The 16,610-nt window shown below is 31.7% G+C and carries 11 protein-coding genes; 6 read left to right on the forward strand and 5 right to left on the reverse strand.

Annotation, left to right across the window (positions count from 1 at the left end; all coding sequences use genetic code 11):
* Nucleotides 1–25: 25 nt before the first annotated feature.
* The 3 genes from gltX to LY08_RS00705 all read right to left on the reverse strand — a co-directional run bounded on the left by gltX (nt 26) and on the right by LY08_RS00705 (nt 4,858).
* Entirely contained in the window at nt 26–1,534 is a 1,509-nt protein-coding gene (gene gltX / locus LY08_RS00695; RefSeq protein WP_111658511.1) for a glutamate--tRNA ligase, read from the reverse strand.
* 111 nt (nt 1,535–1,645) lie between these two features.
* Nucleotides 1,646–2,692, reverse strand: coding sequence for an alkane 1-monooxygenase (locus LY08_RS00700; protein WP_111658512.1), 1,047 nt, complete (start codon nt 2,690–2,692; stop codon nt 1,646–1,648).
* Nucleotides 2,693–2,809: 117 nt separating this feature from the next.
* Nucleotides 2,810–4,858 carry a T9SS type A sorting domain-containing protein gene (locus tag LY08_RS00705; RefSeq protein WP_111658513.1) on the reverse strand — a complete coding sequence of 683 codons (2,049 nt, stop codon included), beginning with the start codon at nt 4,856–4,858 and terminating at the stop codon, nt 2,810–2,812.
* Between the two features lie 256 nt (nt 4,859–5,114).
* Here LY08_RS00705 and LY08_RS00710 point away from each other — a divergent pair, with 256 nt between their 5' ends.
* From LY08_RS00710 to LY08_RS00735, 6 genes are all read left to right on the forward strand, one after another.
* On the forward strand, nt 5,115–8,543 hold the full coding sequence (locus tag LY08_RS00710) for a DUF4175 family protein (protein WP_111658514.1): 3,429 nt from the start codon (nt 5,115–5,117) through the stop codon (nt 8,541–8,543).
* A complete protein-coding gene (gene ybeY, locus LY08_RS00715; protein WP_111658515.1) occupies nt 8,536–8,955 on the forward strand; it encodes an rRNA maturation RNase YbeY in 420 nt (139 codons plus the stop codon). The genes LY08_RS00710 and ybeY overlap by 8 nt, the downstream gene beginning before the upstream one ends.
* 66 nt (nt 8,956–9,021) lie before the next feature.
* Nucleotides 9,022–10,893, forward strand: a complete 1,872-nt coding sequence (mnmG, locus tag LY08_RS00720; RefSeq protein WP_111658516.1) for a tRNA uridine-5-carboxymethylaminomethyl(34) synthesis enzyme MnmG — start codon at nt 9,022–9,024, stop codon at nt 10,891–10,893.
* A gap of 47 nt (nt 10,894–10,940) precedes the next feature.
* On the forward strand, nt 10,941–11,801 hold the full coding sequence (locus LY08_RS00725; protein WP_111658517.1) for a class I SAM-dependent methyltransferase: 861 nt from the start codon (nt 10,941–10,943) through the stop codon (nt 11,799–11,801).
* Nucleotides 11,802–12,032: 231 nt separating this feature from the next.
* On the forward strand, nt 12,033–12,533 hold the full coding sequence (locus LY08_RS00730; RefSeq protein ID WP_111658518.1) for an OmpH family outer membrane protein: 501 nt from the start codon (nt 12,033–12,035) through the stop codon (nt 12,531–12,533).
* A gap of 136 nt (nt 12,534–12,669) precedes the next feature.
* Nucleotides 12,670–14,439 (forward strand): hypothetical protein, encoded by a 1,770-nt coding sequence (locus LY08_RS00735; RefSeq protein ID WP_111658519.1) that lies wholly within the window; start codon nt 12,670–12,672, stop codon nt 14,437–14,439.
* Nucleotides 14,440–14,448: 9 nt separating this feature from the next.
* On the opposite strand, the gene LY08_RS00740 is transcribed toward LY08_RS00735, so the two are convergent.
* A complete protein-coding gene (locus LY08_RS00740) occupies nt 14,449–15,366 on the reverse strand; it encodes a diacylglycerol/lipid kinase family protein (protein WP_158526719.1) in 918 nt (305 codons plus the stop codon).
* A 1-nt stretch (nt 15,367) separates the two neighbouring features.
* A complete protein-coding gene (locus LY08_RS00745; RefSeq protein ID WP_111658521.1) occupies nt 15,368–16,522 on the reverse strand; it encodes a DNA polymerase III subunit in 1,155 nt (384 codons plus the stop codon).
* Nucleotides 16,523–16,610: the final 88 nt, after the last annotated feature.

Below are 16,610 nucleotides of genomic sequence, written 5' to 3' on the forward strand. Positions count from 1 at the left end.
CTATTTAGCTCGCTTTTTTTTTGTTTTATACTGTTTCAATAAGTTTTTCTATACGTTTTATACTTTCGTTTTTACCAATCATATACATGATATCAAAAACGTCAGGACCTTGTAACGCTCCAACTAAAGCTAGGCGTAAAGGCATCATTACTTTACCAAAACCAATCTCGTTTTTAGTAATCCAACCTTTAATCTCTGTTTGTAGCGTGTCTACCTCAAAATTATTGATGTTTGACACAATGGATAACAATTCTGTCATTAAAGACTTAGTATCGTCTTTAAATGCTTTTTTAGAGGCTTTTTCGTCATATGTATCTGGAGCAACAAAAAAGTAATGGCTTAAATCCCAAAAGTCATTAACAAACGTTGCACGTTCTTTAATTAATCCAATAACCAAAGCAATAAAGTTGACGTCAATATTTTTTAACTGTGAATGGTTTTTTTGGAACACTTCAGCTAATGCTTCATTGCTTTGTTCTTGCATGTAATGATGATTAAACCACTTAATTTTATCTGGATCAAAACGTGCTCCAGCTTTATTAACACGATTTAAGTCAAAAGCAGCAACTAATTCATCTAAACTAAAAATTTCTTGTTCGGTTCCAGGATTCCAACCTAAAAAAGCTAGAAAATTAACAACCGCTTCTGCAAAATAACCTTCTTCTCTGTATCCTTTTGCGATATCACCAAATTCTGGATCCCATTCTAAAGGAAATACCGGAAACCCTAACTTATCACCATCACGCTTACTTAATTTTCCTTTTCCTGTTGGTTTTAAGATAAGTGGTAAGTGTGCAAATTCTGGTTTGTCCCAGCCAAATGCATCGTATAATTGATAATGAAGTGCTAAACTAGGCAACCATTCTTCCCCTCTAATAACATGTGAGATTTCCATTAAATGGTCATCTACAATATTAGCTAAATGGTACGTTGGCATACCATCGCTTTTAAACAAGACTTTATCATCTAAAATGTTGGTGTCAATGTTAATATCGCCACGAATAATATCTTTTAAATGAAGTGTTTGATCTTGTGGGCTTTTAAATCTAATTACATAATCCTCTCCAGCATCTAATTTAGCTTGTACTTCTTCTTCTGTAAGCGATAAAGAGTTACTAAGCTTTAAACGGTTATGCCAATTATAGATAAAGGTTTTGCCTTTAGACTCGTGATCTGTTCTGTGATAATCAAGCTCTTCTGAAGTGTCAAACGCATAGTAAGCATTTCCGCTAGCGACTAATTGGTCAGCGTATTGCTTGTATAAATGTTTACGCTCACTTTGTCTGTAGGGTCCAAAGGTTTCGTTTATATTTGGTCCTTCATCAAACGGAATGTTACACCAATTTAAGGCATCAATTATATACTGCTCTGCACCTTCTACGTAACGATTTTGATCTGTATCTTCAATACGCAAGACAAATGTTCCGTTATGTTTTTTAGCAAATAAATAGTTAAAAAGTGCTGTACGCACACCTCCTATATGTAATGGTCCTGTTGGACTTGGTGCAAAACGCACTCTGATTGGTTTAGACATGATTTAAGTATTGTTGGAGCAAAGATAGAATAGAGTAGAGGAAACAACAAAGAAAAGAGAGTAAAGAGATGAGAATAATATAAATCTTCTGTCTTCTTATCGCTTTTTTATTTAGTCTTTAACAATCATCTCCTTGGGTACACGCTTATTCATAACCGCAAACCATAATGGTGGACACAAGGACAACACCATTGAGGCTGTATAACCAAAAGGCATTTGTGGGCTATTGTCATGACAATTTAAAATTTGATACTTTTTAGAGGATTTGTAGTGATGATCTGAATGTCTAGTTAATTCATACAAAACAATTCGACCTACAATATGATTGGAGTTCCATGAATGAATCTCTGCAACTCGCTCATAACGTCCTGTTTTAGTTTTTAATCTTAATAACCCGTAGTGCTCTATGTAATTAACGGTCTCTAACAACAGAAAACCTGAAATACCAGCTAAAACCGCAAATAATAGTACAGCTTTACTAAAAACCAACACTATGCTTGTTAGGTATAAAAATTGAAACAAGGTATACCACAACATATCGTTTTTTACAGAAAAGAAACGTTGGTTACTATTCTTCAACAACTTGCTTTGAATCCTCCAAGCACTAAAATACTGTCTTATTGTAGAGGTAATCCAAAATGAATATACACTTTGATTGTATCTAGCAGTAGCTGGATCTTCTGGTGTTGCTGCGTGTAAATGGTGACCATAATTATGTTCGATATAAAAATGCATATAAAAACTTGGTAGTAGTAACGCTTTACCAATAAATCGTTCATTAGATGTTTGTCTATGACCAAGCTCGTGTGCTACGTTTATTCCGTTTGTCCCTAATACTATCCCAACAGAAAATATTAAGCCAACAAATTCATAAGTTTCTAAAGATTGAGTATTTACTGTAATGAAGCTCCAAATTAACAACCCAAAGACTATTGGTAAATTTAAGTACAATAGCCAATCAAAAAATGTTTTATTGAGTTTGTTGTTTACTTCCTCTTCTTCTAGGTTAGAGGATTCTACAGGTAACAATAGCTCTAAAAAAGGGATGGCTATAAAAGCATAAACAGGGGTTAAAAACACAAAAACCCCTTTAAAATAAAGCCCTATAAAAGCCATAAGCGGGATTGAATATGCTGCTAAATACTTTAAATCTTTCATAACATATAAGGGGTTTGTTATTTTGTGTAAAAATAATGTTTTACAATTTATAATTATTTACCAATAAAAAAACCCTTCAATTTAATTATTGAAGGGTTTTTACTAGTAAATTATAGTTTACTTTTTAATAAATTTTAAGGTTTCTTTTTTACCGTCTTCTGTTTTAACTGTTATAAAGTACATGTTACTTTGAAGGTTAGAAATGTCTATTTGCTTAACATCTGAAACTTTAGACAGTATTCTTTTTCCAAGTGTATCATAAATCTCATAAGATTTTATGTTGTTTTCATAATGTATAGTAATAATGTCATTACTTGGGTTTGGGTAAATATACATTGAACCCTCGTTATTATTCAATGGGACATTTTGACCAAACTCTCTAAACATAGATTTTAAATACTCTCTTACTTCTTGTGTAAAAACACTTCCTGTATAAGTATTATTAGCATCAATTCTTCCACTGTTAAACGTTAATTGATAGGTCCAAGCCTCATCATAACAACTGTCGCAACAAGACGGAACATACATACCAATGACATAAAGTTTATTATTGTCAAAATAGTAATTTGGAAAATTAGTTGTAAGATTCCAAACCGGGTTTGTTGATGTTGCTGGTGGTAATTGTGTACTAAAACCACCCAAATTACTTGACCATGACCAAGAGTTTGGCGCCATATTAATAAAATCTATTGGCGCATTAAATGGATAAGTAGTTAACTCATACACAAACCAATAATATTGGTAACCGTTGTTTATTTCTGAACATTCGTCTCCAATTAAAATAGCATCATCTGTATTAGAAATAGTGTTAACAGACCCAATAATTTGTTGAGGATTTCCTTGGTGTTGTACAGTAATACTTAAATTTTGATCTAGTTTTTCTTGTACAGAAATATCGTCTATAGCCAAATCATTACCATCTCCATTACCGTCTTCTTTTAAATGAATTTTAATATTAGCCTGATCATTATCACCTACAAAACATTCTGTTAACTCAATCCAATCACAAGGGTCAGATGGGTCTGCGTTAATGATTTCCCATCCATAAAGAAAGCCATTTATTTCTATCTGGATTTCTGGTAAAATATCAAATGTACATTGTGGCATGTTTTTAAAATTAGCACACAACTTATAGTTTTTATCTGGCTGTATACTTATGGTTTGCTCCCATATAACGCTTGTTGTTCCACTAGGTTGTTGGGTTTTTCCGTTAACAACCATAAACATATCATTATATTGATAGTTTGTAGGGTCTTGGCAATTAGAATGGTCGTTTATTGTTGCATTAAAGTTTGATGCCGAAGTAACTACATCATATTCTCCTGGATAAGTTGCAGAAGACACTGTGTATGAACTTGAAAAACTTGTATTACCAAATTCAAAATTACCATTTTGAACTAAGTTGGTATTTTGTGTACCATCGCTAACTTCACAGCAATAAGCACCGTCATTTGTTGGTTCTGGATCAGGAATCAGGGTACTATCACAAATATCGCTTATACAGATATTGTCAATTCCAAATTTTTCATCTCCACCAGCAACGTCTACTAAATAACCTATACCGTTAACTCCAGAAATTAATGTATCCCAATCAGACGCTAATCCGGTATTTATGGTCCATTGTCCATCAGCATTACTAGGTAAATTACCTGCTGAATCACTAAAGTCAATTGGCGCACAAATTCTAACCCAACCTAAGCTAGAGTTGATAGGTACATTTAGAACAAAAGTTGCAATTAAAGTAGAATTAGCTGGATCTGTACCATTATAGATTCGTAAAGAATTACCGCTTAACGTACCTGTTGCAATATGAAAGGTTTTAAAGTCATAACAAAAACATCCATCTCCTTGTACCATTTGTGTCCAATCTCCTGAATAATCTGTAGAATTGTAAATCCAACTGGCACCATTACCGCAGGAACCATCATCCATAAATAAAAACACGTCACCTGGTCCGTTTTGACTACCAACATCTTCATATTTTATAGAGGTATTGATAGTTCCCCAATTATTTAAAACATTGTTTACTGGCACTCCTGGACATCCCAATCCCATAAGGCTGGTAGTTGCGTGTTGATCAAACTGTTCACAAAAAGCAGTTTGTGCTTGCATTGTCATTATTGACATTATAAATGCCAAATAATAAATTAGTTGATTTTTTTTCATGATTAATAGTATTAATTAGCCTACTCTGTTTTGGCTTTTCGGCTTCCGCCATTCACTATTAAATATACTGATAATCAGTCACTTATAAAAATATCGTTTTTATAACTGAACAGTTTAAGCTTATAAACAAACAACTTTAATCGATTAATGGTAATTTTAATACATATAGAATTTTAACACTTTTGTAGGTTTTTACAGAGCTTTAACAGAGAGAGAAAAAATAAAACTGTATTTTAGTAAGTTAAATAGCAGTTACTTGAACAATTTCAATATCATACAGACCAAACTAGAGCAATTTATTAGAAAATATTATACTAATGAGTTGATAAAAGGTGCTATCTTATTTTTTAGTATTGGGTTGCTATACTTTATTTTTACACTTTTAATCGAGCATTTTTTATGGTTAAATTCAAGTGCTAGAACCATTTTATTTTGGCTGTTCATTACTGTGGAAATAGCCTTGTTTGCTAAGTTTATAGCCTTACCAATAGCAAAACTATTTAAACTTCAAAAAGGAATAGATTATAAAAAAGCATCTACTATTATTGGTAATCATTTTCCTGAAGTCAATGATAAGTTATTAAACGTTTTGCAATTAAAAGAGGAGAACAAAGCATCAGAATTATTATTGGCAAGCATCGATCAAAAATCTGAAGAGCTCAGTCCAATTCCATTTAAAAGAGCAGTAAATTTTAAGCAAAACACAAAGTATTTAAAATATGCAGCTATTCCTGTGGCTATAGTTTTAATTTCAATTATTTCAGGAAAGTTTAATTGGTTTAGCGATAGTTATAAGCGTGTTGTAAATTACCAAACCGCTTATGAGCCACCAGCACCATTTCAGTTTTTTGTACTAAATGATAATTTACAAACTATTGAAAACAAAGAGTTCAGGTTGATGGTTTCTACACAAGGAGAAGTAATTCCTGAAGACGCACAAATCACGTTTAATAACGAAACTTATTATTTACAACAACGTGAAGCGGGACATTTTGAGTATGTTTTTGAACAGCCAAAACAAGACCTTACATTTAATTTGTACGCAAACGGTATTACCTCTAAACCCTACACATTAAAAGTGGTTGAGGTACCAACTTTGCTAGGCTTTAAGATGATATTAAATTATCCAAATTACACCAATAAACGTGATGAGGTTTTAAAAGGAGTTGGTAACGCAGTGGTTCCGCAAGGGACAAGGGTAACATGGCAATTAAATACTAAATCTACAGATGCAGTAGATTTAATTAGTAAAGACACTTTGGCTTTTACTACAGACCAATTTGGTGTTTTTGAAGTCTCTAAAAACATTTATAATAATTTAGATTATAATATTAGTACAAGTAATAAAAACTTAAAACATTACGAGAATTTAGCGTATAGTATCTCTGTAATTAAAGATCAATATCCAGAGCTAAAAATTGAAGCCAAAACAGATAGTTTAGACCAACAATCCTTATATTTTAAAGGTCAAGTAAGCGACGATTATGGATTAAGCAAATTACAATTGGTGTATTATCCTAACGGAAATGAATCCGAAAAGAAAACACAAAACATTCCCATTTCTAAATCAAATTTTGACGAGTTTATTAGCGCGTTTCCAAACAATTTAATTATTGAAGAGGGTGTTTCGTACAACCTGTATTTTCAGGTGTTTGATAACGATGCGGTTAATAAAAACAAAAGCACAAAAAGTGTCGTGTATAACTACAGAAAGCGCACACAAGACGAAGACGAGCAAAAACAATTACAAGAGCAAAACCAAACTATTCAGGATTTAAATAAATCTTTAGAAAAGTTTGACAAGCAACAAAAAGAGCTTCAAGAACTATCTAAAACACAAAAAGAAAAGTCAGAACTTAATTTTAATGACAAAAAGAAATTTGAAAACTTCCTAAAGCGTCAGAAGCAGCAAGAGCAGATGATGAAACAATTTAATAAGAAGTTAAAGGATAATTTAAACGAATTTCAAAAAGAAAATAAAGAAAAAGACCAGTTTAAAGAAGATTTAAAAGAACGTTTAAAAGACAACGAAGAACAACTTAAAAAAGACGAAAAACTTCTTGAAGAATTAGAAAAGTTAAAAGACAAATTTAGTAAAGAAGAATTCTCTGAGAAACTTGATAATTTGGCTAAAAAGGCTAAAAGTCAGAAGCGAAGTTTAGAACAGTTATTAGAATTGACTAAGCGTTATTACGTGACCAAAAAAATGGAAAAAATTGGTGACGAATTAGAAAAATTAGCTGAAGAGCAAAATAAGTTAGCCAACTCTAAAGACGAAGAAAACACAAAAGAGAAACAGGATGAGATTAATAAAAAGTTTGAAGACATCCAAAAGCAGTTAGAAGAACTTGAAAAAGATAACCAAGAGCTAAAAAGCCCAATGGATGTACCTCGTGATAAAAATAACGAGGAAAACATTAAAGAAGAACAACAAGAAGCAAGCGAAAAGCTTCAAGAAAAGCAAGATAGCCAAGACCAAAAAGAAAAACAAGAGAAACAACAATCTGCAAAACAAAAACAAAAAAGTGCTGCCCAAAAAATGAAAAACATGAGCATGAAAATGCAAATGCAAATGGGTGCTTCTGCACAACAACAGTTATCCGAAGATATCGAAATGTTACGTCAAATTTTGGACAATTTAGTAGTATTTTCTTTTGATGAAGAATCGTTAATGAATCAATTTAAAAGCATCGAAATTAATCATAACGAATACGCAACCTATCTAAAAAAACAAAAAGAACTTCGTACTCATTTTGAGCATGTAGACGATAGTTTATTTGCTATTTCGTTACGTCAACCAATGTTTTCAGAAAACATCAATAGAGAGATTAACGAAGTGTATTTTAACATTGACAAATCTTTAGAACAACTGTCAGAAAATATGTTATATCAAGGCGTATCCTCTCAACAATATGCATTAACATCTGCTAACAATTTAGCCGACTTTTTAAGTGGAGCTTTAGACAATATGCAAATGCAAATGGGTATGCCATCTCCAGGACAAGGAGAAGGAGGTATGCCACTACCAGATATTATAATAAGCCAAGAAGAATTAGCTAAAAAGATGGAAGACGCCATGAAAAAAGGTGAAGAAGGTAAAAAAGGAAAGGAAGGTAAAGAGGGTGAACAAGAAGAAAATGAAAAAGGAAATAAACCAGGAGACAAAGAAGGAGAGCAGGGTAAAAAAGGAAATAAAGGTAAAAAAGGTGGAGAGAATGGAGAAGGTCAAGGAGGTGAACAAGAAGGAGAAGATGGTTATAACGAAGATATTAATGGTGAATTATTTAAAATTTATCAAGAACAACAGCTTTTAAGACAAGCTTTAGAGGAGCGTTTAGATAAAGAAGGTTTAGGTGAAAACGGAGATGCTAAACAACTTCTAAAAGACATGGAAGAGGTAGAATTAGATTTAATAAATAAAGGATTTACTAATGAAACGCTAAGTAAAATGATGAACATTCAACATCAATTACTTAAACTTAAAAACGCTGTTTTACAACAAGGACAAGAACAAAAAAGACAATCTGAAACTAATAAAAAAGAGTTTAAAAACACAACCATTAATCAAGTAGATAAAGCCAAACAATATTTTAATACTACAGAAATATTGAATAAGCAAACCTTACCTTTGCAACAAATTTATAAGCAAAAAGCACAACAATATTTTAAGCAAAAAGATGATTAGTTTTAATTACGAAACCAATTTTAAACTTACAGAAGAGGATAAAATTACAACTTGGATATCTTCTATTATAAAAAATGAAAACTGTGTTGAAGATGAAATAAATTATGTGTTTTGTAATGATGCGTATTTACACAAATTAAATCTTGAATTCCTTCAACATGATACATTAACAGATATCATTAGTTTTGATTACTCGGTAGGAAAAAGATTACAAGGAGATATATTTATATCTGTAGAACGAGTAGAGGATAACGCAAAAGATTTTAATGTTGATTTTGACACTGAATTACATCGTGTTATTATTCATGGTATTTTGCATTATTGTGGCTATAAAGATAAAACAGAATCGGATGCTAAAATGATGAGGTCTAAAGAAAACGAGGCTCTAAAGGTCTTATCAGAAATGTCATAGTTTGTTGTATATTTGCACGCTAATTAAAAATTAAATAAAAACGTTCCACGTGGAACAGTATTATATATGTTTAACGAAGTTTACGATGTCATAGTAGTTGGTGCAGGACATGCAGGTAGTGAAGCTGCAGCTGCAGCTGCCAATATGGGAAGCAAAACATTGCTAATTACCATGAATTTGCAAAACATTGCGCAAATGTCTTGTAATCCTGCTATGGGAGGAATTGCTAAAGGTCAAATTGTAAGAGAGATTGATGCGCTTGGAGGTTATTCGGGAATTGTTAGTGATACATCTGCTATCCAATTTAAAATGCTAAACAAGTCTAAAGGACCTGCTATGTGGAGTCCAAGAGTGCAAAGTGACAGAATGCGTTTTGCTGAAGATTGGCGTTTACTTCTAGAGCAAACTAAAAACTTGGATTTTTACCAAGAAATGGTTTCTGGTTTAATTGTAGAACAAGGAAAAGTTACAGGAGTAAAAACATCATTAGGTGTAACTGTAAAAGCTAAAACGGTTGTGTTAACAAATGGAACATTCTTAAACGGGTTAATACATATTGGAGACAAAAATTTTGGTGGAGGTAGAGCTGGTGAAAAAGCAGCTACAGGTATTACAGAGCAGCTTGTAGATTTAGGTTTTGAATCTGGCAGAATGAAAACAGGAACTCCTCCACGAGTAGATGGTCGATCTTTAGATTTCTCAAAAATGATCGAGCAACCTGGAGATAAAAACCCTGAAAAATTCTCGTATTTAGATATTACAAAACCATTAACCAATCAGCGTTCTTGTCACATGTCCTATACTAGTGAAAAGGTTCATGATTTACTTAGAGAAGGTTTCGATCGTTCACCAATGTTTAACGGTCGTATTAAAAGTTTGGGTCCAAGATATTGTCCATCTATTGAAGATAAAATTAACCGTTTTGCAGATAAAGATAGACATCAACTATTTGTAGAACCTGAAGGTTGGAATACAGTAGAATATTACATTAATGGGTTTTCTACATCACTCCCAGAGGATGTACAATTTAATGCTTTACGATCTGTAGTTGGTTTTGAAAACGTGAAGTTTTTTAGACCTGGATATGCAATAGAGTATGATTATTTTCCGCCTACTCAATTAAAACATACATTAGAAACTAAGTTGGTAGATGGGTTGTTTTTTGCTGGTCAAATTAACGGAACTACTGGTTATGAAGAAGCAGCTTCACAAGGATTAATGGCTGGTATAAATGCTGCGTTAAAAGTACAAGAACGCGACCCTTTTATCCTTCAACGCGATGAAGCTTATATAGGTGTTTTAGTGGACGACTTAATTACAAAAGGCACAGAAGAGCCTTATCGTATGTTTACTTCTAGAGCAGAATATAGAACTTTATTACGTCAGGATAATGCAGATATCAGATTGACACCTAAAGGATATGAATTAGGTTTAGCTTCAGAAAAACGTTTAAAACGAATGGAAGAAAAACACGAAGCAGCAGAAAAATTTGTACAGTTTTTTAAGCAGACTAGTGTTACTCCAGAAGAAATTAATCCTGTTTTAGAAGCTAAAAATTCGGCTGCAATAAGACAACAAGACAAGATGTTTAAAATGTTTGCTAGACCTAATGTGGATATTGAAGACATGAAACAAATTAAATCTGTATCAGAATATATACAGCAACATAATTTGGATAGTGAGATTATTGAGCAGACCGAAATACAAGTTAAATATTCAGGTTATATTGAAAAAGAAAAGAATAATGCAGACAAGTTAACACGTCTTGAAAATATAAAAATTCCAGCTAATTTTGATTACTCAAAATTGCAATCTATGAGTTTAGAGGCTAGAGAAAAACTTAAAAAAATTCAACCTGTAACCATTTCTCAAGCGTCAAGAATTAGCGGTGTATCTCCAGCAGATATTTCTGTATTATTGGTTTATATGGGAAGATAATTTTAAACAAAAAATTAAAACGTTCCACGTGGAACGTTTGTTTTTTAATGAATAACAAAAAAGAAAATAACACGCTCTTAGAAGTAAAAGACCATTCCGTTTCTGGTGAAGTTTTTCAATTAACAGAAAACAAAACTTACGGGTTTTTAGAAACCACTCCAAAACCAGCAATTGATAAATTACCTGACTATTATAAAACTGAAGATTACATTTCGCATACAGATGCTAGGCGAAATATTTTTGAAAAAGTATATCATAGTATCAGACAGATTTCTTTAAAAAAGAAATTAAAATTAATAAACTCGTTTAAAACAGAAGATAAAAACCTATTAGATTTTGGTTGCGGAACAGGAGATTTTTTAAAAACCTGCCAAGATAATGGTTGGAATATAATTGGAATAGAACCTAACGAAGAAGCTAGAACAATAGCAAATAAAAAAACTAAGAATACTGTATTTAATTCAGATCATTTAAATGTTTTAGAAAAACATAGTTTTGATGTTATTACTCTTTGGCACGTGTTAGAACATGTACCTAATTTAGAAGAACAGATTACACAGATAAAATCTCTTTTAAAAACTAATGGCGTATTAATTGTTGCTGTACCAAATTATAAAAGTTACGATGCGCTAAGTTATAAACAGTTTTGGGCTGCTTATGATGTGCCAAGACATTTATGGCATTTTAACCAAGAATCAATTTCAAAATTATTTTCAAGTTTTAATATGAAGATTGTTAATACCAAACCAATGGTTTTTGATTCTTATTATGTAAGCTTACTTTCAGAAAAATATAAAACTGGGACTATGAATATCTTTAGGGCTTTTTGGATTGGTTTGAAGTCAAACTTAAAAGCTAAGACCACAGGTGAGTATTCATCCTTGATATATGTTATTAAAAACATCTAAAATCTATTTAAACAACTTTAAAAAGGGTTTTAGCGGGTTAATCTATAATTTCCCTTTAAAATTTTTAAAACAAGCTTAAAACCTTTTATTTGAAGCTGTTTTTAATCAGTATTTCTTATTGAATATTATATTTTCTATAAATTTTTCTTATCACAATTAAAATTCTTAAAAAAGTAATTTTCAATTTGTATAATTATTTACATTTGCCCAAATTCAGAAAACAGATATAATATGAAAAAGTTAATAGGATTAATATTGGTAGCTTTAGTTTTAACATCTTGTCAAAAACAAAAAATAGCATATGTAGACAACGGTGTATTAATTAATGAGATTAAAGAAAAATTAGATATCGAGGCAAAGTATACTATCAAGGATTCTTTATTTAAAATAAAAGTAGATAGTTTCCGTCAAGTATTTCAAGCAGATTATCAAAAAATAGCAGCACTTTCTAAGAGCAAGCAAGAATCTGAGTTACAATTGTTAAATCAAAAAGCGCAAGGTTTACAACAAGCTTGGCAAATAGAACAACAAGGCTTTCAAAAAGAATATCAAGTAGAAATTGATAGTTTGATATCTAAAGTTAAAACGTTTGTACAAGATTATGGAAAAAGTAATGGCTATGACTATATTTTAGGTACGGTTGAAGCTTCTCCAAGCGTGATGTATAGTAAAGAAGAAAACAATATTTCTCAACAAATAAAAGAAGCATTAGACGCTGCTTATAGCAAATAATAAGTTTTAATTTAGCATTCAAAAAGGCGGTTAACAGCAGTTAATCGCCTTTTTTTTGTATATAATAGTTTATATATCAGTGATTTTGGTATAAATACTTATATTTAAAGCGCTATTAATTATATACTTAAAAAATATGAAAAGCTTGTTGTGGCTTTGCGCTATCTTCTTTTCTTTTATTCATATATGTCCTTCACAAGAAGCTGTACCTTTTAAAACACAGAAGGCGTTTTATATTTATGGTGATGCAGTTACTATTGGAAATAACATACTAAGTAAGGACACTAATAAACCATTTAACAATATTCAGTTAACAAATGATGATATTGATATGGTTTACGTAGATATAGACCAAGATGACACTACGTTTTCTTCAAGCTCGGCAACCCTTCAACTACCAGACAACAAAAAAGAAATAGCCTATGCAGTCTTATATTGGTCGGCAACATATAGTTATATAAAAGGGTCTAGAAGAGAGGAAAATTCTCAGTTTTATTTTCAAGGAAAAAGACAAAGAAATAGAACATTAATAAACAAAATTAAACTTAAATTACCTGGTGAAGACTATCAAGATATAAAAGGAAAGGTTGTATTTGATGGCGCTACACAACCTTCGTATGCTTTAAATGCGCCTTATGTTTGTTATGCAGATGTAACCAAACAATTAAAAGAAGCTAAAACGGTAAATGGCGAATATACCGTTGCAAATATTTTTGCAACAGAAGGTTTTGTTTCTGGTGGAAGTGCTGCAGGTTGGATGTTATACATTGTTTATGAAGCACCAACAGAAAAACCAAAATACATTACAACGTTTAACGGTTTTGTACATGTAGGTAACGAACCAGTAGTCATTAATTTAGATAATTTTAAAACACCAGAAACAGGAGCTACAACTACAGATTTAACCATAGCTGCTTTAGAAGGAGATTCTGACATAACAGAAGACGAATGTGTAATTGCTAACCCTAAACTAAAAAAAGCGTGGCGTTTAAGTACTGAAAACAGAGACGAAAAAAACTTTTTTAGCAGTCAAATCACATCATCTAAAAAAGCAAATCTAAAACGAAATCCAAGTAGTGATAATACGTTAGGGTTTGATATAGCATCATTAACCTTACCAACCAATGAAGACGCTGTTATTGTTAATAATACAGATCAAGTCGAGCTGTACTTTAATACCAAACAAGACCGTTTCTATTTGTTTTTTACTGCATTTCAAACAGAAATAAGTGAAACGTTTTTTAAAGAAATAGAAAACAATATACCAACAAATGCGCTAGTCATGGCGTCTCAAAAACCAAAAGCAGAGCCTATTGTTTTAAAAGAAACCAAGCCAGAACCCATCCCAAAACCTATAACCGCTAGTGTTTTAACTATAGAAGCCAAACCTATAAAAGAAACTCCTAAACAAGAGATAAAACCAACAACAATAGCATTAAAACAACCAGAAGTTATAGAAGCGCTACCAGAAAAAGAAGAAATAAATCCTTTTTCTTCAGAGATTACGACCTCTCCAGCTCAAAAACAAGCCTTAGCAGAAGGTGAAGTGTATATTAGTTCTTCAACGTATGTAAAAGCTTTAAAACTTGAAGACAAACCCTTAGAAACACAAGCGTTTAAGTTACTTTTAGAAAAAAACGCAGCTCAAATAGATGGTGTTAAAAAAGGGTATTATGTAATAAATAAATTCTTTTCTGAAGCAAAAAACGCAATCGCGTGGCAAAATCAGCTAAAAGATCTAGGTTTTGATAGTGATATTTTAATTGATGATAAGAAAGAACTGTATTATGTTTATGTTTTTCATACAGAAAACTTTTATGACGCCTACATGCAACACAAAACATTGATTGTTAAAGAACCATTCAAAGAAAACTGGGTGTTTAAAGTCAATATGACCGAATACTAAACTACTTTTTTAACAATAAAAACGAATGGCATTTTGTAAAACGGACAGCTCAATATTACTAGTTGCTAATTGTTCTCCATCAGCTTGAATTAATGGCTTAGGATCTTCAAAATCAAATTGTAGATTACTAGTTTTAAAAGTTATTACTTTTTTATGATTTACAATTTGTCCATTAAACAGTTTAGGAAGATTTCTTATAACATCCCATTTAGTTAAATGTGTAGCAATAGTGATGTCAAACAAACCGTCTTTAGGGTTTGGTTGCTTAGTAAGTTGCATACTAGAACCTGTATATTTACCAATACCAATTTGAATTATAAAACATTTTGAGTACTTTATTAATTCATTATTTACAACTACAGATACATCAAAAAGTTTAACATTAGATAACCCTTTAATCGCTCCTAAAACATAAGTAAATTTACCATAGGATCGCTTATCTTTTACAAGACTTACAACTAATCCATCGTAGCCAACACCTGCTAAATTTATGAAATAAGTGTTTGGTATTTGATTGTTCAAGTAATTTACACATCCAACATCTTGAGTATTAGTATGTCCATTTAAAATGATTTGTAAAGCTTTATTGATATTTTTAGGAATACCATGTGTTTTTACCCAATCATTTCCAGTACCAACAGGTAGGACTCCAAATGTAATTTCAGAGGATGCAATATTGTTTTGACTGAAAACTCCATTAATAAAATTGTTTAAAGTTCCATCTCCACCAATAATTATAAAATGCCTAAAGCCATTTTTAATAGCAGTTTTAGTTATTTCAATTTCATGTTTTGCATAGTTGCTATATGCAAATTGTATGGTGTAATTTTGGTTAAGTTTAGATTTAATTTGCTGCCAAACTGTTTTACCTTTTCCGTTTCCAGAAACAGGATTGATAATTACAAAAAGAGATTGTTTGGTAGTCAAGTTAATCTTGTTTAGCGTGAAGTAAACGTGTTAATTTAATGGATAAATCAGTAAGTATAATTTTAGAATTTCCATTGCGTTCTATATGGTAAATAGCATCATTTAGCTCGTTAGAAATATCCAGAATATTGTTGTTATGCACAAAAGGAGCAAATTTAGCCAAATCAAAATTTTTGCTCTTGGTATCAAAATAAACCAATTCTTCTGCTCCGTAATTTAATAGCATTGCTTGTCTAAAAAAGTCTAAACAAAAGTTTAAAAACTGCTTTTGAGTTTCTCGACCAGTTTTAGCAATATCTTCACTCCAACCTATTAAATCATGTATGGCAGATTTATTCCCTTTGGCTTTAAAAGCAGCTCTAATCCAGAAAATAAACCATTGTTCAAATTGGTCATCTTCACTATCATGATACACTAAATCGCAAGCTTTATTGTAATTACCATCAGATTGATGTGCAATTTTAGTAGCAGTAGCTTCATTTAGATTAAACTGCTTAATGATTCCGTTTTTTATATCCTCTTCAGCCAATGGAGGAAAATGCAATATCTGACATCGTGATCTAATGGTGCCTAATATTTGTTCTTCCTCTTCAGCGATTAGTATAAAAACGGTTTTGTTAGGTGGTTCTTCAATTAGTTTAAGAAGTTTATTGGCAGCTTGTGTATTCATTTTTTCAGCCATCCAAATCAACATTACTTTGTAACCGCCTTCATAAGACTTCAAACTTAAAGCCTTTACAATATCTAAAGCTTCATCAACACCAATTTGACCTTGTTTGTTGTCTACGCCTAATAAGCGGTACCAATCAAACAAGTTACCATAAGGTTGCTCTTTTAGTAATTGCCTCCATTCTTCTAAAAAATGAGAAGATACAGGGTGTTTTTTAACTTTAACTGTAGAGGTAACCGGAAATGCAAAATGTAAATCAGGATGCGAGAAGTTATTAAACTTTAAATTACAAGATTCGTTTTCCCCATTGTTTTCTCCATCAGTGTTATTACACAATATGTACTGGGCATAGGCAATAGCCATAGGTAATGTACCAGACCCTTCTGGACCAACAAAAAGCTGAGCATGTGGTATACGACCATTATCTGCACTTGTTGTCAGGTGTTTTTTGATATGATTTAATCCTAAAATATCACTAAAAAGCATAGCGCAAATATAGTTTTCCTGACAATTATAAACTATTTTTATTAAAGATTGATTTTAGCTCTACAAATTTAAAGTATCGTTGTATTTG

The organism is Olleya aquimaris (assembly GCF_003259525.1).
Lineage (GTDB): Bacteria > Bacteroidota > Bacteroidia > Flavobacteriales > Flavobacteriaceae > Olleya > Olleya aquimaris.